This is a genomic window from [Actinomadura] parvosata subsp. kistnae (genome assembly GCF_900323885.1).
Classification (GTDB): Bacteria; Actinomycetota; Actinomycetes; order Streptosporangiales; family Streptosporangiaceae; genus Nonomuraea; species Nonomuraea composti.
The window spans coordinates 2574391-2593750 of record NZ_OOHJ01000018.1; the positions used below are offsets into that span (position 1 = coordinate 2574391).

14 protein-coding genes and 1 tRNA gene are annotated in these 19360 nt (G+C 74.3%); 5 read left to right on the forward strand and 10 right to left on the reverse strand.

All coding sequences use genetic code 11. From position 1 onward, the window contains the following. The 4 genes from KIS93_RS31955 to KIS93_RS31970 all read left to right on the forward strand — a co-directional run bounded on the left by KIS93_RS31955 (position 1) and on the right by KIS93_RS31970 (position 1651). The gene (locus KIS93_RS31955; RefSeq protein WP_080044155.1) at positions 1–720 is read left to right on the forward strand and encodes a DUF3566 domain-containing protein; all 720 of its coding nucleotides are present in this window, start codon (positions 1–3) and stop codon (positions 718–720) included. 130 nt (positions 721–850) lie between these two features. After that, a tRNA-Ile gene (locus KIS93_RS31960) sits at positions 851–924 on the forward strand. 238 nt (positions 925–1162) lie between these two features. Then, entirely contained in the window at positions 1163–1435 is a 273-nt protein-coding gene (locus KIS93_RS31965; protein WP_080044154.1) for a hypothetical protein, read from the forward strand. Between the two features lie 39 nt (positions 1436–1474). Further along, a complete protein-coding gene (locus KIS93_RS31970) occupies positions 1475–1651 on the forward strand; it encodes a hypothetical protein (protein ID WP_155128847.1) in 177 nt (58 codons plus the stop codon). A gap of 235 nt (positions 1652–1886) precedes the next feature. Here KIS93_RS31970 and KIS93_RS31975 read toward each other — a convergent pair whose 3' ends face one another. The 8 genes from KIS93_RS31975 to KIS93_RS32010 all read right to left on the reverse strand — a co-directional run bounded on the left by KIS93_RS31975 (position 1887) and on the right by KIS93_RS32010 (position 16613). After that, positions 1887–2807, reverse strand: a complete 921-nt coding sequence (locus KIS93_RS31975) for an alpha/beta fold hydrolase (RefSeq protein ID WP_080044153.1) — start codon at positions 2805–2807, stop codon at positions 1887–1889. Beyond that, positions 2804–3910: an NAD-dependent epimerase/dehydratase family protein gene (locus KIS93_RS31980; RefSeq protein ID WP_080044152.1), complete on the reverse strand. Its 1107-nt coding sequence runs from the start codon at positions 3908–3910 to the stop codon at positions 2804–2806. The genes KIS93_RS31975 and KIS93_RS31980 overlap by 4 nt, the downstream gene beginning before the upstream one ends. Further along, positions 3907–5757 carry an AMP-binding protein gene (locus KIS93_RS31985; protein ID WP_186404531.1) on the reverse strand — a complete coding sequence of 617 codons (1851 nt, stop codon included), beginning with the start codon at positions 5755–5757 and terminating at the stop codon, positions 3907–3909. Before KIS93_RS31985 ends, KIS93_RS31980 begins: the two co-directional genes overlap by 4 nt. A gap of 14 nt (positions 5758–5771) precedes the next feature. Next, positions 5772–6791 carry a 3-oxoacyl-ACP synthase III family protein gene (locus tag KIS93_RS31990; protein WP_080044150.1) on the reverse strand — a complete coding sequence of 340 codons (1020 nt, stop codon included), beginning with the start codon at positions 6789–6791 and terminating at the stop codon, positions 5772–5774. Further along, entirely contained in the window at positions 6788–14266 is a 7479-nt protein-coding gene (locus tag KIS93_RS31995; protein WP_080044149.1) for a type I polyketide synthase, read from the reverse strand. The genes KIS93_RS31990 and KIS93_RS31995 overlap by 4 nt, the downstream gene beginning before the upstream one ends. Positions 14267–14388: 122 nt before the next feature. Beyond that, on the reverse strand, positions 14389–14766 hold the full coding sequence (locus KIS93_RS32000; RefSeq protein ID WP_155128845.1) for a DUF6114 domain-containing protein: 378 nt from the start codon (positions 14764–14766) through the stop codon (positions 14389–14391). Beyond that, positions 14757–15335 carry a DUF6230 family protein gene (locus KIS93_RS32005; protein WP_155128843.1) on the reverse strand — a complete coding sequence of 193 codons (579 nt, stop codon included), beginning with the start codon at positions 15333–15335 and terminating at the stop codon, positions 14757–14759. Before KIS93_RS32005 ends, KIS93_RS32000 begins: the two co-directional genes overlap by 10 nt. Before the next feature lie 159 nt (positions 15336–15494). After that, positions 15495–16613 (reverse strand): hypothetical protein, encoded by a 1119-nt coding sequence (locus tag KIS93_RS32010; protein ID WP_080047384.1) that lies wholly within the window; start codon positions 16611–16613, stop codon positions 15495–15497. 127 nt (positions 16614–16740) lie between these two features. Between KIS93_RS32010 and KIS93_RS32015 the strand changes: the two genes are divergently transcribed. Further along, positions 16741–17490, forward strand: coding sequence for a 3-keto-5-aminohexanoate cleavage protein (locus KIS93_RS32015; protein ID WP_080047383.1), 750 nt, complete (start codon positions 16741–16743; stop codon positions 17488–17490). On the opposite strand, the gene KIS93_RS32020 is transcribed toward KIS93_RS32015, so the two are convergent. Next, on the reverse strand, positions 17457–18098 hold the full coding sequence (locus KIS93_RS32020; protein ID WP_080044146.1) for a response regulator: 642 nt from the start codon (positions 18096–18098) through the stop codon (positions 17457–17459). The genes KIS93_RS32015 and KIS93_RS32020 overlap by 34 nt on opposite strands. After that, positions 18095–19360: a sensor histidine kinase gene (locus KIS93_RS32025; RefSeq protein WP_155128841.1), complete on the reverse strand. Its 1266-nt coding sequence runs from the start codon at positions 19358–19360 to the stop codon at positions 18095–18097. The genes KIS93_RS32020 and KIS93_RS32025 overlap by 4 nt, the downstream gene beginning before the upstream one ends.

Sequence of the window (19360 nt, forward strand, 5' to 3'; positions counted from 1 at the left end):
ATGAACGCCCAGGGTGGTCCCGCCAGGACCAAGGCGGCTTCGGGCAACGGACAACAGCCGAAGAAGCCCGCAGAGACTGAGATGTTCGACGCGGTCGAAGAGGGCCAGGACACCTCGCCCGCGCAGGGCCGGGGCATGCCGGCCAAGGAGGACAACAAGCCTTCCCCGCAGCCGGGCCCGCCCGGCCCTCCCGGGCCCCAGGGCCCGCCGGTGCCTCCCCAGGGGGCCCAGCAGGAGGGCAACGAGACGGTACGTCTGCGCCCCTCGCTGGCCAGCGAGGCCCCGCCCGTCGTGGAGCTGAGCGGCAAGAAGAAGGGGTCCGGCGCCTCCGGTGGCCGCCTGCCCCGCAAGGCCCACCTGGTCCTGCGCCGTGTCGAGCCGTGGTCGGCCATGAAGTTCAGCTTCGTGGTCTCCCTCGTCTGCTTCGTGGTGCTGTTCGTGGCCGTGGCCGTCCTGTACGGCGTACTGTCGGCCCTGGGCGTCTTCGACTCGATCGTGGACCTGGTCAACCAGCTCGGCCAGGGCGAGCAGGGGCAGAGCTCGATCCCGATCGACATCGCCTCCTGGTTCGAGCCCGTGCGCATCCTCGGCTACACGGCTCTGATCGGGGCGGTGAACGTCGTACTGATCACGGCTCTTTCCACGTTGGGGGCGGTCATCTACAACATCGCCTCCGACCTCGTGGGGGGCGTCGAGGTTACCTTCAGCGAGGCCGAGTAACGGCCGGAGCTCGCGCCGCCCGGCGGGGCCGGACGGCGCGAGCAGCCTGCCGGAGGCGGTAAGCTTTTCCTCGTCCCGAACAACCGGTTCGCCTCCCGGAGGCGGATGCGATAACGTTCGGGGTGCGAGCGGGGCTATAGCTCAGTCGGTTAGAGCGCTTCCCTGATAAGGAAGAGGTCCCAGGTTCAAGTCCTGGTAGCCCCACCCAGTGCAGAGGCCGTTTCCCGAGATTCCGGGGCGGCCTCTTTGTTGTTTATCCAGGTTGTCTGCGGCGCCCTTTTTGCGCACCCGCCACGGCGGTTCCCCTTGGTGGGCTCGGTCGAACCTTTGCCAACTCCATACTGTTACTAGGCGATTACTTTGCGTTATGGTTCTGGCGTCCATCCGGATGATCACGGACCACGAAGCGTCCGGGCATCCGCCTACATGGGAGGTTCCCCCAATGACCATCTGGTCCAAGCTCGCACTCACCGCAGCCGGCGCGGCCTTCGCGCTCGGCGCGCTGGCCGGCGTCGCCTCGGCCGACGACAACGCCGGCAAGCTCACCACCACCGTCAAGTGCGGGCACATCTTCGCGCCGATCGCCTCCCCCGGCGCCCACATCGAGCCCACCGCCTGCACGACGGACCAGAACCTGGGCCAGAACAGCGTCCGCCCCAACAACGGCAACACCAACGTCGCCAACCTGGCCAGCAACCTGTTCCCCTGGCTCTGACCGGCCGGCCCGCCCGCAACCCAGGAAAGGAGAGCCGCGATGCGCCGCATCATCACCCTCAGCCTGGCCGGGCTCATCTCCGCCGCCGCGCTGAGCATGGCCGCCCCCGCACACGCCGACGGCCCCGCCGGCATCGACGTCCCCGCGATCTTCAAGGCCGTCGGAGACACCGCCAGCGCGGAGCAAGATTCCCTCGACCGGTACATTCCCGCCTGAGGCGCGGCCAGCGCACACGTCCGTAACACGCGCGGGCAACCGGAACTGACTCCACCGCGCGAGCAGTCTCCGGGCACCGCCTGACCGCGTCGGCGGGCACCTGACCGTTCAGGGCCCGACCCCCGCACCACAACCCGATGCTGATCAGCGCCTGTGACGGCCCCGGTGCACCCAGCCGGGGCCGTTTCGCTGCCTCCGCAGGCCGGGTGCGTCGGGCTCGACGGAGTCCGGGTGGCTACCGGTCCTGCTCCAGGAAGTCGCTGATCTCCGGGATGAGCCGCTCGTGCGCGTCTTCCAGCACGTAGTGGCCGGCGTGCGGATACACGTGGGTGCGGGCGTGCGGAAGGGCGTGGCACCAGTACGTGAGCATGGCCGGGTCGAAGACGGGGTCGCGCAGGCCCCAGCCGATGAGGGCCGGCCGGTTCGCGAACCGGTGCAGCTCCCGCCCGGTGTCGTACAGGATCCGCCAGGCGGGGTCGCCGGGCCGCAGGGGGATGTCGCGGATGAACTGCTGGATCGCGATCCGGTGCTCGGGGCGGGCGTAGGGGGCGAGGAAGGCGGCGCGGACGGAGGCGGGCATGCGGCGGCGCACGCCGAGGGGCCGCCAGGTGGCGCCGCGGGCGAAGAGATTGTGCCGCAGGATCAGCCGGGCGCCGAGGGCGGTGTCGCGCAGCAGCCAGAGCGGGAGCCGCAGGGGCAGGCGGGCGCGGGCGCCGTGCGGGTTGGGGAAGGCGGCCGTGTTGAGGATGACCAGCCGGGTGACGCGGTGGGGGTGGCGGCGGGCCCAGGCCATGCCGATGGGGCCGCCCCAGTCGTGCATGACCAGGGTCCAGCCGCGTTCGGGGGCGTCCCGTTCGGTGATGAGGTGGGTCGTGAGGGCGTCGAGGTCGTCGACGCGGGAGGCGAGCGTGTGGGGGTAGTCGGCGGCGGTGGGTTTGTCCGACAGGCCCATGCCGATGTGGTCGGGTGCGACGCACCGGTGGCGCTCGCGCAGCGCGTCGATGGGGCGCCGCCACAGGTAGCTCCAGGAGGGGTTGCCGTGGACGAACAGCAGGGGCGGGCCCTGGCCTTCGTCCACGTAGTGCTGGCGCAGCCCGGCCCGGGCGGGGTGGACGAACCAGCGGGAGCGGAACGGGTATCCCTCGAAGCGGCTCATCGTCGGCCGGTCTTCCCGAGGCGGCCGGTCTTCCCGAGGCGGCCGGTCTTCCCGAGGCGGCCGGTCTTCCCGAGGCGGCCGGTCTTCCCGAGGTGACCGGTCTTCCCGAGGCGGCCCGCCTCCGCGAGGTGGGTGGCCAGGCGGGCCAGTCCTTCGGCGGTGCTCACCCGCGGCCGGTAGCCGAGGTCGCGGCGGGCGGCGGACAGATCGAACCAGTGCGCGGTGGACGCCTGCTCCACCAGGAACCGGAGCGGCGGCGGCTCGAAGGGCAGATGGAGGGCTTGGGCGAGCATGCGGCCGTGCTCCAGGAGCGTGGCGGCCGCCTTCACCGGCCCGAGCGGCAACCGGTGCCGCACCGGCGGGTGCCCGGCGGCGGCCAGCAGGGCGTTCACCCAGGCCCCGAACGTGCAGGGCTCGTCCTGGGCGATGAAGTAGGCGCGTCCGCTCAGCGGCGAGCCGGGCCGCAGCCGGTCCAGGGCGAGCAGGCAGGCGTCGGCCGCGTTGTCGACGTAGACGGTGTCGATGGTCTTGTCGGCGGGGCCGAGCAGCCACAGCAGGCGACGGGCGGCGGCGAGGCGGGGCAGGAAGTGCGGGTCGCCGGGGCCCCAGATGAGGTGCGGGCGCAGCGCGAGTGCCGGCAGGCCGCCGTCGGCGGCGGCCAGGACCAGCTGCTCGGCCAGGGCCTTGGAACGGGGATAGGCCGCGGTGAAGCGGTGCGGGTACGGGACGGTCTCGTCCACACCCTCCAGGTCGCGTCCGTCGTGGACGACGCTGGGTGAGGAGAGGTGGATCAGGCGGGCGCCGTGGCGGGCGCACGCGTCGAGCACGTTGCGCGTGCCGTCCACGTTGATCCGGAGGTAGTCGCGGTCGCGGCCGAGCACGCCGGCCAGGGCGGCGCAGTGCACCACCGCCTCGCAGGCGGAGACCGCGGCGTGCACGGCCGCCGGGTCGCGCAGGTCGGCCAGGTGCTGGGTGAGGCCGAGCGCGTCCAGCTCGGGGTGGCGGCGGCGGTGCAGGGTGTGGACGGTGTCGCCGCGGGCGGCCAGCCGCCGGCACACAGCCCGGCCGAGGAACCCGCTCGCGCCGGTGACCAGGACGTTCATCGGCGTCCTGCCCGCAGCGGGGACGCGGCCCAGGCGGCGAGGACGTGGCGGCAGATCTTGCTGTTGTGCCGGGCGTCCATGGGAAAGGCCGGATGGAACAGCACCTCCCGGATGCCGGAGGTGTGGGGGTGGCGGGCGGCGTGTTCGAGGACGGCGGCCCGGACGTCGGAACGCCGGGCGCCCGGCTCGCGTTCCACCACCAGGACCGGGCGTTGCGCGCCGGGCGGGCCGCCTTTCTCGAACACGCCGACAAGGGCGGTACGGCGCACGCCAGGCAGGGCCGCGAACAGCGGCTCGACGTGCTCGGTGCACAGGTCACCGCCGGGGGTGCGGACCCGCTCGGACTTGCGGCCGGCGAACCAGAGCCTGCCGTCGCTGTCGAGGTGGCCCAGATCGCCCATGCGGTGCCGGACGCGGCTCCCGTCGGCGATCCTGGCCAGGGACGTGGCGCGGGGATCGTCGAGGTAGGGGTCGCCGAGCGCCGGGGAGGTGACCACGATCTCGCCCACGGTGCCGGTCGGCACGAGGAGTTCGTCGTCCCAGCGGCTGATCGCATGGTCGGTGACGCCGATGACGCGCACCTCCACGCCCGCCACCGGACGGCCCAGGCACGTGCCGGCCCCTGGATGTTCGGCGGCGGCGGCGCGCAGGTCGGTGCCCTCGATCGCGGCCACCGGCAGGCACTCGGTGGCGCCGTAGACCGACAGCACCCGGGCCGCCCGCGGCAGGCAGCGGCGCACCCGCTCCAGGGTGGGCAGCGGCAGCGGGGCGCCCGCCACCGCGACGGTCTCCACCGGGTCGAGCACCACGCCCCGGGCGACGCAGTGCCGGGCCAGCCGGTCCAGCAGCGCCGGAGCCGCGAACACGGTCGCCACCCGGTGGCGCAGGATGTCGCCGGCCAGGGCGGCGCAGTCGGCGCGGATCGGCCGCCGCGGGTCCACGTCGGGGAGCACGGCACTCGCTCCCATGGCCGTGGCGGCCAGCGCGAACGGCAGGAACGTCGACAGCGTGGCCGTCCCCGGCCGGACGAGGCGAAGCCCGTCGAGCAGATCCAGCTGCGCGGTCAGGTGGCGGTGCCGCAGCGGCACCCCCTTGGGCGGTCCGGTGGACCCGGAGGTGCAGGCGATCAGGGCGAGGTCGCCGGCTGCCGGTGGTCCGGTGGGCTCCGAGGTGGAGGCGATCAGGGCGAGGTCGGCGGCTGCCGGTGGTCCGGTGGGCTCCGAGGTGGAAGTGATCAGGGTGAGGTCGTCGGTTGCGGGCGTGTGCGGCGGCGGGCCAGTGGGCCCGGAGGTGCAGGCGAGGTCGGCGGCGGGCGGCGTGCGCGACGGCGACCCGGTGGGCCCGGAGGTGCGCGCGGTGAGGGCGGTGTCGCCGGTCGCGGGCCGTCCCGCCGGATGGCCTGGCGGGCGGCGGCGTGCCGCGGCCCGCAGGCCCGCGAGGGTGGGCCCCGGCCAGAGCCGGCGCGGCCCCACCGTGACGATGACGCGGCTGCTGCGCCGGGCCCAGCCGAGCGCCAGCCGCGCCGCCTGGGCGAGCGGGACGCCGATGAACGCCTCGGGGGCGGCCCGCTCCAGGCAGCGCCGGACGGCGGCGACGGGCATCCCCGGGTCGACCAGCACCGGCACGGCGCCCAGCCGGAGCAGGGCCAGCGCCAGCGCTACGAGCTCCACGCCGGGGTGCACCAGCAGCGCGGTACGCATGCCGTGCCGCACCCCGGCCAGGGCCAGCGCGGCGGCGGTCTCCTCCACCGTCCGCGCCAACCGCGCGCAGGAGACGGCCCGGCCGCCGGCGTGGCAGGCGACCGCGTCCGGCCGGTCGTGGAAGTGCCGGCCGAGGAGCTCATTCACGGTGAGGTCCGGCGTCACCACTTGACCACGACGATCCCGATGCTGAACCCGCTGGCCAGCCCGACCAGGGCGACCAGGTCGCCGCGCCGCACCCGCCCGGCCGCGACCGCCTGGGCGAGCTGGACGGGCAGCGTGGCCGCGATGAGGTTGCCGTGCTGGGCGATGGTGACGACGACCTTGTCCTGCGGGATCCCCACGTGCTCGCAGAACTTCCACAAGGCCGGCAGCGACGCCTGGTGCACGCAGACGGCCGCGAAGTCGTCCCAGGCCAGGCCGAGCTCGGCGATCGCCTTGGGCAGCACGGTGAGGTCGGTGCGTTCGAGGCTGCGGGCGAGCTGGACGGCGTTGACGGTGAGCGGCTCGATGACCGGCCAGTCGGCCGCCGGGTCGGTGGTCAGGTTCAGGGCCCGCACGGTGGCCGCTTCCCAGCCGGCCGAGTGGGCGGTGAACCGGTGGCCGAGCACGCCCGGCTCCGTCGCGGCCTCCAGCAGCAGGGCGGCCCCGGCGTCGCCGACGGTGTAGGCGGCGGCGAAGGTGAAGAACTCGTTCGTGTCGCGCAGCGTCCAGGGCATGAACGCGGTGGCCATCTCGCCGGAGCAGATCAGGACGCGCCGGTGCCGCCCGGCGGCGATGAGCGCGTCGGCGACCTGGATGGCGTTCAGCACGCTGTTGCAGGCGTTGCGCACGTCGAACGCCAGGCAGCCGGCGCCGAGCTTCGCCGCCACGATGGGCGCGGTCGCGGGCTCGATGAGGTCCATCGTCACGCTGGCGAAGAGGAGCAGGTCGAGGTCGTCCGCCCGCAGGTCCTGCTCGGCGAGCAGCTGCCGGGCGGCGTGGACGGCCAGGTCCGACGGTTTCTCGTGCGGGGCGGCGATGTGCCGGCGGCGCACCCCGCTGCCGCTGTGGATGACGCCCCGGGGCAGCTCCAGGGTGGGGTTGCGCTCGGCGAGCCGGTCCTCCAGCTCGGCCGTGGTCATGGTGGCCTGCGGCAGGTGGGCGGCCACGCCGGCCAGCCGGGAGCGGACGGAGGTCATCGCGGGTCCTTGGCGGATTGGAGGCCGAGGTGCAGCAGCGCCGTTCGGGTGATGTCGTTGATCGTCCCGGCGCCGCGGGCCAGCTCCATGGGCGGGATGTCCACGCCGAACTGGTGCCTGATGGACACGAGCAGGTCGGTGGCCATGAGGGAGTCCATGCCGTACTCGTCGAGCCGCCGGTCGGGGTCGATGTCGGCGGCGGGGGTGAGCAGCACGGTGGACAGCAGCTCGGTGAGGTGCTGGGCGACGTAGGCGTGCATCTCCTCGCCGCTCATCGTCGCCAGCCTGGCCAGCAGGTCGCCGGTGTCGAGGTCGAGGTCGGCGCCGGGCGGCAGCACCGACGACAACCACGGCCTGCGCAGCCCGGGCAGCAGCTGCCGCATGCGGGCCCAGTCGCAGCGGCCCACGGCCGCGACGTCGGCGTGCTCGGCGAGCATGTCGTCCACGGCGGCCAGCGCCTTGCCGGTGGTCAGGGCGTGGATGCCGAGCTTGGCCAGGGCTTCGGCCTGGGTGCCGTGGGCCAGGACGCCGGTGTCGGCCAGCGCGCCCAGGCAGACCGCCAGCGCCGGCCGGCCCTGCGCTCTGCGCCGGCGGGCCAGCGCCTCCAGGAACAGGTTGGCCGACACGTAGGGCGCCTGGCCGATGTTGCCGATCGTGGTCAGCGACGAGTACAGGACGAACGCCTCCAGGGGCAGGCCGGCGGTGAGCTCGTCGAGGACCAGGGCGCCGGCGATCTTGGGGCGCAGCACGGCCCGGATCCGGTCGTCGGACAGGTCGGCCAGCGCGGCGTCGTCGAGGTGCATGGCGGCGTGCACGACCCCGCGTACCGGGTGGCCGGCGGCGTCCAGCTCGCGCAGGATCTCGCGCATGGCGTCGCGGTCGGTGACGTCCGCGGCGTACGCGCGGGCCCGTGCCCCGAGCGCCTCCAGCTCCTCCAGCAGCGCGGGCGCCTCGGGGGTGTCCGGGCCCCGGCGGCTGACCAGCGCCAGGTGCCGCACTCCCGAGCGGGCGAGGTGGCGGGCGGTGGCCGCGCCGAACCCGGTCAGCCCGCCGGTGATCAGGTACGTGCCGCCGGACCCGCGGCCCGGCCGGACCGGCCGCGTGCGCATGAGGATCGGCTCGTCGCGCGGATCGAGGGAGACGACGACCTTCCCGATGTGCCGGGAGTGCCGCATCAGCGCGAAGGCGTCGGCGACGCGCTCGGCGGGATACACCGTGTGCGGCAGCGGGCGCAGGCGGTCGAGGAGGGAGCCCGCCACCCTGCCTTCGGCGACCACGGACGGGTTCTTCCACAGCAGGGTGCCGACGTCCACGCCGAAGAACGCGATGTTGTCGCCGAAGGGCCGCAACGGCAGGTGCCCGCTCTCGTAGATGTCGCGCTTGCCCAGCTCGACGAACCGGCCGCCGTGCCCCAGACACTCCAGGCCGCGGCTGATGGCCTCGCCGGCCAGCGAGTTCAGGACGACGTCCACGCCGCGGCCCCCGGTCAGCTCCCTGACCCGCTCGGCGAAGCGCATGCTGCGCGAGTCCAGGACGTGCTCGGCGCCGAGCGCGCGCAGCAGGTCACGCTTGGCGGGGGTGCCGGCCGTGGCGATCACGTGGGCGCCGATCAGCCGGGCGTACTCCAGCGCGGCCAGCCCGACACCGCCCGCACCGCCGTGGACCAGCACGGTCTCCCCGGGCTTGAGCCGGGCGCAGTTGTGCAGCGAGTGGTAGACGGTGGAGCAGGCCATGGGCAGGGTGGCGGCCTGGGCGAACGTCATCCCGTCCGGCACGTGGCCGGCCACGCCCGCGTCGACGAGGGCGTGGCTGCCGAACCCGACCGGCCCCGGCGCCGCCACCCGGTCGCCGGGCCTCACCCGGGTGACGTCCGGCCCGACGGCGACGACGGTCCCCGCGCACTCCAGGCCCAGCTCGTGGCCGCCGAAGACGGCCTCGACCGCCTCGGCCGGCAGCAGGTTCACCACGAACATCACGTCGCGGTAGTTCAGCCCGATGGCCCGCACCTCGACCAGCGCCTGTCCCGGGCCCGGCGTGGGCGGCTCCGTCCGTTCCCAGCCCAGCTTGTACGACAGGCCGGGGTCGGACACCGCCAGCCGGAAGGCGTCCGATGAGCCCGCGGACACCGGGACGGTCGGGGCGGGCGTCCCCACCAGGCGCGGGACGAACCGGCCCCGCCGGGTCAGCAGCAGCTCGTCCTCCGCGCCGGGGGCCAGCAGCTCGGACGCCAGCCGCGCCGCGTCGGCGTCGTCCGCGCCGGTGCGGTGCAGGCACAGCCGCCGCAGCTCGATCCGGGGCTGCTCGTTGGCCAGCGAACGCGCCGTTCCCCAGGTGGCCGCGTCCTGTGGATAAATGGAGTCGCCCGCGAGATCCGGCTCCGGGAGCGCGCCGCTGGGCCGGCTGACCAGCCACAAGGTGATCCGCGCATCGGGCGGCAGCTCCTCGCAGGCCAGGGAGATCGCGCGCAGCAGGGCGGCCCGCCGGGTGACCTGCTCGACGACCGCCTCGGCCGTGGGCTCGTCCCCCGCCCCGCCGAGGACGACCGTGAGCGTGACGCCGCCGGGCGACGCGTGGATCCGCGCGGACCAGTCGGCCGGGTCGTCGCTGAAGGGCGACACGCTCACGTGCGCACCCCGGCTTTCCAGGGACGTGGCCAGCGCGGCGGGCAGCGCGTCCCGATCATCCTCGGCGAGGATGATCCAGGTGCCTTCGGCGGCCGGTGTGGCCTGCTGGGGACTCACCGGGACGGTGCCGGGTGCCGTGGCGAGCAGTACGGAGAAGGCGTCGGCGCCGGGATCGTCCGCCAGGCCCGCCCGCACGATGTCGGTGTAGCCGGCCGCGGCCAGCACCTGCGGCCATCGCCGGCTCGACAGCAGCGGCGAGTCCGGCCGGACGTCGGAGTCGGCGAAGTCCCAGAGCTGCGGCAGCAGGCCGGCGAAGGGCAGCAGGGACTCCACCCGGTGCGGCTCGGCGATCAGTAGCTTGCCGCCGGGGCCGAGCAGGGTGGCCAGCCCGCGCAGTGCGGCGGTCACGTCCCGGGCCAGGTGCACGCAATCGGCGGCCACCACCAGGTCGTAGCCGCCCGCGGCCTGCTCGGTCAGGTCGCCGTTCAGGTCGAGCAGGCCGTACTCGACGAAGTCCACGTCGGAGAAGCGCTGCCGGAGCTGGGCCAGCGCCGGCTCGGCGGCGTCGGTGACCGTGTAGCAGGTGCGGCCGGCCGGCAGGATCGGCAGCAGCGACGCGGTGGTGCCGCCCGTTCCCGCGCCCACCTCCAGAACGCGCAGCGGCCGGTCGGCGGGCCACCGCTGGACGATCTGCTCCACCAACGCCCGCGCGGTCCGGTTGGCGAACAGGCTGACCGGCCCGATGTCGTGCACCTGGTCCAGCAGCTCGGCGGCGCCGCCGGAGATGAGGACGTCGGCCGCCTCGCCGCGCAACAGCCGGGGCAGGTGCAGGGCGGCCCGTGCCGCCAGCGCCGTCTGCGCCGTGAACGGGGTGCCCGCGCACAGGTCGCGCAGCGCCTCGGCCGGGTCCCCGACGGGCGGGATCAGCCGTACCTCGTGCTCGCCGAGGCGTTCGAGCAGGCCGTGCCGCTCCAGGAGCGGCAGCGCCGCCCGCAGCATGCGCCGGTGGTGTGGTTGCGCGCAGGCGGCGAACAGGTCGTCGGTGGTGAGGAGGCGCGCGTCCTGTCCCGTGGCATCGGCCTCCTCGGCCTCCTCGCCGCGCTCGGCGGAGGTCGGCTCGATCAGCGCTGAGGTCAGCGCGCGGGCGAACGCCTCCTCCAGCCGTGCCGTGTACGTGCCATGATCGACGTCCCGCCAGGCCGCCCGCAGGGTGGCGAGCCGCTCGGCGGCCCCGGCCAGGAGCTCTCCGGGTTCGGGCGCCGGCCATGCTTCCACCGGCTCGCCGGGCCGGGGCGCCGCCCGCAGCTCGACGTGGTACCGGCTGACCGGAGTGACGTGGACGCCCGGGATCCGGCGCAGCCTGACGCCGGTCAGCTCGGCCGCGACCCGGCCGCTGCCGTCGGCCACCGTGATGTCCCAGCAGACCTCCTCGAAACTGCCCGAGGTCTCGCGCACGTGCAGCAGGCCCTCAGGCTCCGGCCGGGACCACAGCCGGACCGCCCCGACCGCCGCCGGCATGTAGCCGGTGCCCGACCGCAGCGCCTCCACCAGCCGCACCACCCCTGCCTGCAACCCGCTGTCCAGCAGCACCGGATGGGCGACGTAGCGCTCGTCGCGCTGCTGCGGGCAGGCGTAGGTCGCCAGGACCTCGGTCTCGGCCGTCCACAAACCGGTCAGGACCTGGAACTCCGGCCCCCACGCCATGCGCCCCTCGGCGGCCCGCGCGTAGTAGTCGGCCACGTCCACAGGTGTGGCGATGCGGGCGCGCAGCTCCGCCACGTCCAGCGGTGGCGGGGCCGCGCGCAGCAGCGGGCGCACCCGCGCCCGCGCGTGCTCGCGCGGATGCTGCCCGGTCAGCGTGGTGCTCGCCACCGTCAGCAGGCCCGTCTCGGGCCACAGCGACGTCTGTACGCACAGCTGCTCCGCGCTCGGCCCCGGCACCGCCAGAGCCCGGGTGATGGCCATCTGGTCGACCTCGACCGCCTCGCCGGCCTCCGGGATCGCCAGCCGGCCGGCGGCCAGGGCCATCTCCACGTAGCCGGTCGCGGGCATCACCGCCACCCCGCCCGTGCGGTGCTCGGTGACCCACGGTGCCAGCACCTGGTTCAGCTCGCCGTACCAGGTGGGGGCGAGCATCGGCAGCCGCTGGCCGAGCAGCGGGTGCTGGATCGCCGGATCGCCGATCGTGCGCGCCCAGGAGAGCGGGGTGCCGATCCAGTGCCGCTGCCGCTGCCACGGGTACGCCGGCAGCGTGCGCACCTGGCCGCGGCGGGGGAAGTAGCGATCCCAGTCGATCTCGGCTCCGGCGGCGATGATCTGGGCGACCGCGCGCCGTACCGCCCGCTCTCCCGCTGCCGGGCTCTGCTCGGGGCGTCGCAGCGTGGGGACGACGGCCGCGCGCACGCGGCTCGTGCCGGACGCGCGGCGCAGGTAGGACTGCAGCACCGGATGGGGACCGACCTCCACCAGCACGTCGAATCCGTCGGCGAGCGCCCGCTGCGCCGCGTCCGCGAACCGCACCGGGCGGCGTACGTTCCGCCACCAGTAGTCGGCGTCCAGCTCCTCGCCGGTCAGCGCGTCGCCCGTCACCGTGGACAGCATCGGGATCCGCGCCCGCGAGGGCCGCAGGTCCGCCAGCGCCGCGCACAACCCCTCGCGCACATCGTCCATGGCGGCGCTGTGGAAGGGGTAGTCGACGTCCAGCTCGCGGAAGAACACCTCGCGTGCGGCCAGGCTCTCGCCCAGCAGGCGCAGCGACTCCTGCGGCCCGCTCACCGTGACGTCCCGGTCGGAGTTCACCGCCGCGATCTCCAGCAGCGGGTGGCCGGCCAGGGCCTGCCTGGCCTCCGTCTCCGGCAGCCCGACCGCGGCCATGCGGCCCCGCCCGCGGGTGGGGGCCTGGGCGCGGCCCCGTTCGGCGATCACCTGGGCCGCCTGGCGCAGCGACAGCGCGTCGCAGGCGTAGGCGGCGGCCACCTCGCCCACGCTGTGGCCCAGCACCGCGCCCGGCCGCACGCCCGCCGCGGCGAGCATCTCCACCAGGCCGGCCTGGACGGCGAACAGCAGGGGCTGCGCGACGTCGGTCTCCGACAGCCGCCACTGCTCCGGCGGCGCGGCCAGCTCCTTCGACACCGACCAGCCCAGCCTGGGCGTCAGCTCGGCGTCCAGCTCCTCGACGACCGCGCGGAAGGTGGCGTCGGCCAGCAGGTCGGCGCCCATCCCGGCCCACTGCGAGCCGTTGCCGCAGAACACCAGCGCCACCCGGCCGTGGGCCATCGCCTCCCCGGGCACCGCCTCCGACACCTCGGCGGCGGCCTCGGCGGCGGACGAGGCCAGCACGACGGCGCGGTGCGGGTGCAGAGCGCGCCTGCGGGTGGCCGTGTAGGCCATATCGTAGAAGTCGGGCTCGTCCACGGACTTCAGGTGCTCGGCGGCACGGGTCACGGCCTCGGTCAGCGCCGCCGGGCCGCGCGCCGAGACCACGAACGGCAGCACGGACCCGGCCTGCTCGTCCTGCCGGGCGGGGCTGTCTTCGGGCGCGGCGGCGAGGGCCACGTGCACGTTCGCGCCGCCGAACCCGAAGGAGTTCACCCCCACCACGGTCCGCCCGCCTCGCTCGGGCAGCGCCTGGGACCGGGTCGCGACGCTCAGCCCGAGCCCGTCGAAGTCGATGTCCGGATTGAGGGACGCGGCGTGCAGCGAGGGCGGGATCGTCCGGTGCCGCAGCACCAGCAGGGCCTTGAACAGGCCCGGCATGCCGGAGGCCGGCTCCAGGTGGCCGACGTTGGTCTTGACCGACCCGATCGGCAACCTCCCGGCCCGGCGCATGCCCAGCGCCCGCCCCAGCGCCCGGCACTCGGCCGGGTCGCCCACCTGTGTGCCGGTGCCGTGCGCCTCCACGTACGCCACCTCGTCCGGGCTGACGCCGCACGAGTCGTACACCTGCCGCAGCAGCGCCTCCTGCGCCTCGGCGTTGGGCAGCGCGAGCCCCACCGTGTGGCCGTCGTTGTTGGCGGCGGCACCCACGATCACGCCGTGCACCCGGTCGCCGTCGGCGAGCGCGTCGGCCAGCCGCTTGAGCACGACCACGCCGCCGCCCTCCGCGCGGACGAACCCGTCGGCGTCGGCGGAGAAGGCCCGGCACCGGCCCGTCGGCGACAACATCGACGCCTGGCTGAACCCGACGAACCCCATGGGGCTGAGCAGCACGTTGATCCCACCGGCCAGCGCCATCCGGCAGGACCCGTCGGCCAGCGCCCGGAAGGCCCGCTCGACCGCCTGCAGCGCCGACGAGCACGCGGTGTCGATGGACATGCTCGGCCCGCGCAGGTCGAAGACGTGCGACAGCCGGTTGGACACGATCGACAGCGTCGAGCCGGACATCGCGTACGGGCCGACCGAGCCGGGCTCCATCGCCTGCAACGCCCCGTAGGAGGGGTCGGACACGCCGACGAACACGCCGGTGTCGCTGCCGGCCAGGCGCGCCGGGTCGATGCCGGCGTCGTCGAAGGCCTCGGCCGCCATCTCCAGCACCAGCCGCTGCTGGGGGTCCATCGCGACGGCCTCCTTCGGCGAGATGCCGAAGTAGGCGGCGTCGAAGCTGGCGACGTCGTCGAGGAAGCCGCCCGCGCGGGTGTAGCTGCGGTTCAGTCTCGGGATGCTCTCGTCGACGTACCGGTCGGCCTCGAACCGGTCCGGCGGCACCGTGCCGACGAGGTCGTCACCGCGTACCAGGGCGCTCCACAGCGCCTCCAGGCTCGTGATGCCGCCGGGGAGCCGGCAGCCCGCGCCCACGATGGCCACCGACTGCCGGGGCCAGTGGTGACTCGTTTCTGCCTCACCATCACGCATGCCGTCGCCCTCTCCGTCGCTCCTTCCTTCACGCAATCATGGCTTTCGGTGATCCTGAAGTTACTTTGGGCTATCACGGGTGGTAAGGAAGCGTCCTGTGGAGGTAAGGCGGCCTGATGCGATCAGTCTTCCTGCCGGGGCTCTCGTGGCATCCACGCGAAGCCCAGCGCCGCACCCCCGATGGCCAGGAGCGAGCCCAGCAGGAAGCCGCCCAGGTTCGACAGCACGAACGCCGACAGTGCCGCCATGACGGCCAGCACCGCGAGGACGAAGCGCTGCTCGGGCACGAACCACAACCCCGCGCCCATGGCGCCGAGGAAGGACCCCAGCAGGAAGCCCGCGTAACCGCCCACGCCGGTGTGGATGATCACCCCGGTGCCGATCACCGGCGTCAGCGCGATCTCGGCCCCGGAGGCGATCAGCAGGACTCCGCCCCAGAACGGCCGCCGCCCCGCCCATGCCGCCACCGCGCCGCAGGTCCGGCGAGCGCTCAGAAGCACGGCCGGACGTCCCTGCCGATCGCCACGCTCAGGCCGTCCACCATGAACGACCCGCCCATCACCATCCAGGCGTCCGCGGTGACGTTCCGCGCGGAGAACGTCAGCACCCCCACGCCGTAGTCGCCCCTCTTGCCTTTCAGCACGCTCTCGGCGCCCAGGACTCCGGCGTCACGATTGAGGACGACCGAGCCGAGGCCCACGTCGGCGCCCAGGGAGGTGGCCGAGATGCTCAGATGACTGACCTGTGACGGCTTCTCCCGATCGCGCGTGCCGAGCCGCACGGTGAACGGCCCCAGCGGAGTGTCCACCTCGGCCGACTGGCACAGCCCGTACACCTGCGCCGAGCGCAAGGACAGGTGCAGCACCACGTGCTGACGCCCGTCCATCGACCGCACGACACCGGGGACGATCCCGACACCCCGCCCCGACAGCTTGGCGGCCGACACCTTGATCTGCCGCCCGGACACCGCGAACGAAGCCGGCACCGCGCCCTGCGCCATCCCGGCCGCGAGGACGGCCAGCGCGGCAAGTGAGGGCGCCAGCATCAACCAGAACCGCTTCCACCTCATGCGCGACCCCACGCCGTGTTTGCTTTGTGCAATGAACCATAACGCAAAGTGACGGCATCGGTGCCGCCAAGCCGGGTAGCGAGCGGGTGCGGGTCACCCTTCATCCCGGGCGCGGGCACATCGGCGGCGCCAAGGATCGCGAGCTGATCGGCAGGTGCGTCACCTGGCTGGCCGGGCACTGACAGGCACAGAACCCGGCGCGGCGGGGGCCGCGTTCGGCAGGAACAGCACCCCGAGCGCCAGCCCGATCAGCCCGGCGACGATCGGCGCACCGGTCCACAGCTCCGGTACGGCGGGCAGACCGCCCCCGGCGACCGAGGCGGCCGCGATGTACAACGACCAGGTGGCGAAGGCCGACGTCCCGGCGAACGCCCAGTAGGCGGCCCGCCGCCCGGCCGACGGGCGCAGCCATCGGATCAGCAGGTCGCTCACGAGCCCGGCGGCCAGGAACGCCAGGAGGATCGGCGGGTTCCCGACGTTCGTCCGGATGCCCGGCATGAGCGCGACGACGGCGTACATGATCGTGACCGAGCCGGGCGGCAGAAGCCAGCGGCGCAGCAGGAACAGCACCGGGCTGAGCACGACGACGTTGGTGACGACCATCGCGACGGCCACGCGGTCGGCGCCGAGCGCGACGGGGCGGGGGCCGGAGCCGCGCGGCGCGGCGCCCTGGTCCTGTGCCATGGACAACGCCTGGACGATGCCTTGGGGCCGGTACTGCAAGGCGTCGCCGTACGACAGGAACAGCGACACCAGGGCGGTCGCGAACGCGAGCCCGATCAGGGCGGGCAGCAGCCGGCCGAGCCGCGGGCGGGCGCCGACGTCGGGGGCGGTCCACGCCGAGCGCAGCGGGGTCGTGATGATGAGCGTCATCGTCACGATGAGACCGAGGTGCGACGGGCTGAAGAAGATGTCGAGGGTGGTCTCGATGCCGAGGACGGTGTGCCACAGCAGGTCGGCGAGCCCGAATGCGGCGAACGCCGGAATCGCCACCAGCCCGGCGAGGTAACCCATGGGGACGGCCGCGAGGCCCTGCCGTCCGGCGCGAACGTTGCGCCACACCTGCCAGATGATCCAGCCGGAGACCACGGCGAACCCCGAGTAGAACACCGCGTGCCAGGGCGTGAAGAACGTCTCCAGCTCGGCCAGGTTCGCGTGCGCCCAGGCGTCGATCATCAGGCCGACCCCGAACCACACCCCGAGCAGCGCCGTTACCAGGTCTGCCCGGGCAGACACCCACGTGCGGGGCTCTCCCGTTCCGGCTGCGTCAGATGACACGTCGAGCACCCTTCGCCTCTAGTACCGTAGCTAACGGTTAGCCAATAGATAGCGGTTAGCTGTGCGAGGTGTCAAAGCGGGTCCCGTCCGTCGCCCCCTCAGGTGCGGGTCTGAGACGATGCACCACATGCTGCAGGTCTGTCTGAACGGCGCCAGAACCCGGACCGAGTCGGCCCACCTCCCCATCACCCCGCGGGAGCTGGCGGCGGCCGCCCGCGAAGCCGTCGAGGCCGGCGCGCAGGACATCCACCTGCACCCCAAGAACGACGACGGGGCCGACACCCTCGACCCCGCCCGGGTCGACGCGGCGGTCGCCGCCGTGCGGGCGGCCGTGCCCGGCATCCCCGTCGGGGTCACCACCGGCGCGTGGACGTCGCCGGACGCCCGGCGGCGGGCCGCGCTCGTCCGCTCCTGGACCGTGCTGCCCGACCACGCCTCCGTGAACTGGCACGAGGACGGCGCCACGACCGTCGCGGACGCCCTGCTGGAGCGCGGTATCGGCATAGAGGCCGGCATCTACTCAGGGACGCCGGCCGCCCGGCGCTTCCTCGCCTGGCCGCGACGGGACCGCGTGCTGCGGGTCCTGGCGGAGGTCACCGACACCGACCCGCACACCGCACCGGCCGTCGCCGTCTCGCTGCTGGACGAGCTCGGCGGCGCGGGCCTGCCGATCCTCCTCCACGGCGAGGAGGGCGCGGCCTGGACGGTCCTGCGCACGGCGGTCACTCGCGGGCTGGACACCCGGATCGGGCTGGAGGACGTGCTCCGGCTGCCCGACGGGGCTCCCGCCCCGAGCAACGCCGCGCTGATCCGGGCCGCGCGCGCCATGATCGAGACAAGCGATCACTCGTCCGGCGACACCAAGCCGGAACGGTAGGCGTGGATCGCGGCCTGGACGCGGGTGCGTACGCCGATCTTGGACAGGACGCGCGACACGTGGATCTTGACCGTGCCGGGGGCGATGCGCAGCTCCCCGGCGATCTCGGCGTTGGAGCGGCCCAGCGCCAGCAGCCGGAGGACCTCGGTCTCCCGGGCCGTCAGCTCCATGCCGGGCTCGCGCACCGGCGGGGCGGCGAAGCGGCGCACGAGCCGGCGGGTGACCTGCGGGTCGATCAGCCCTTGGCCTCGGTGGGCCGCGCGGATCGCCGCCAGGTAGAGGTCCGGGTCCCCGTCCTTGAGCAGGAAGCCCACGGCGCCCGCCTCGAGCGCGCCGAAGAGGTATTCGTCGGTGTCGAACGTGGTCAGCGCGATGATCGGGGTGTCCGGCGCCTGGGTCGTCAGCCGGCGGATCGCGGTGATCCCGTCCGTGCCCGGCATGCGCAGATCGGTGAGGATCACGTCCGGGCGGTGCTCGCGCGCCATGCCCACCAGCTCGGCGCCGTCGCGGGCGGCGCCCAGGAACGTGATGTCCGGCTCGGGGCTGAGGAGCTGCCGCAGGCCCTCGCGGGCGAGGTGCTGGTCGTCGGCGATGAGCAGCCGGATCACGGGGTCACCTGCCGGACGGCTGCACGTGCGGGGGCCTGAGGTGGGAGTACGGGCAGGGTGGCGCGCACACGCCAGCCGTTCCTGCCGTGCGGGCCGGCGTGGCAGTCGCCGCCGAGTGCCGCGGCCCGGTCGCGCATGCCCGTCAGGCCGTGTCCACCGCCCGGGACGTTGTCGTCCGCCGGTCGGGATGGGCCCGGGTCGTCGACCGTGACGACGACCCGGCCGCTCCTCCTGCGGACGGCGACCGAGGCCGTGGTGGCCGTGGAGTGGCGTGCCACATTGGTCAGCGCCTCCTGCACGATCCGGTAGGCGCAGGCCGCCGTCTCCGGGTGGACGGTGCTGTCGAGGTCGGGATCGGCCTCCAGGGTGACGGCCAGGGCCGGGCCGCCGCTGCGTTCCACCAGGGCGGGCAGGTCGGCGAAGCCTTCACCGGGTGCGCCGTCCGATCGCACGAGGGTCGCGAGCAGTGCCCGGATCTCGGCCAGCGCCTCGGCCGACAGCTCGGCGATCCCGGCCAGCGCGCGGTCCGCCTCGCAGCCGTGACCGGCCGGCGTGCGGTCGGCCTCGCGGTCGGTTTCGCCGTCGTGAGCGGCCGGTGTGCGGCCGGCTGCGCAGCCGTGCCCGGTCAGCGTGCGCCGGGCGCCGACCGCCTGGAGTCGGATCGCGCTGAGGTGGTGCCCGACGACGTCATGGACCTCCCGGGCGATCCGGGCGGCCTCCTGCGAGCGTGCCTGCTCCTCCCTGGCCCGGCGCAGCCGCGCGGCCTGCACGGCGCGGTCGGCCCGCAGGCGCAGCGCGTACCCGATGGTGACCGGCGCCGCGCCGGCGGCGGCGTAGACCGACACGGTGGCGAGGTCCACGACGGGCCGGCCCCCGAGCCCGGCCGCGACCGCCCACCCGACCGAGCCGGCCAGGAGGAGCGAGCGCAGCCGGTGGCGGTGGTAGGCGGCGGAGGCGACGATCAGGCCCAGCACCCAGATGCCGGCGTCGCGCTCCAGCGCGAGGCCGAGCGCGAGCATCACCAGCGCGGACGCGACCACCGCCGTCAGCGGCAGCCGCCGGCGCAGCACCAGCGGCGCGCAGGCGGCCAGGATCGGCGCCGCCCATGCCGGCGTGAGCTCAACGGGCTGGCCGTGCCACCGGTCGTTCAGCGCCGAGACGGTCAGCGCGATGATCGCCACGGCGCAGGCGAGCAGGGCGTCGCGGCCCATGAGCGGCACGCGCCGCCGGACGCCGGCCAGGAAAGCCGCTGGTCGTCTCAC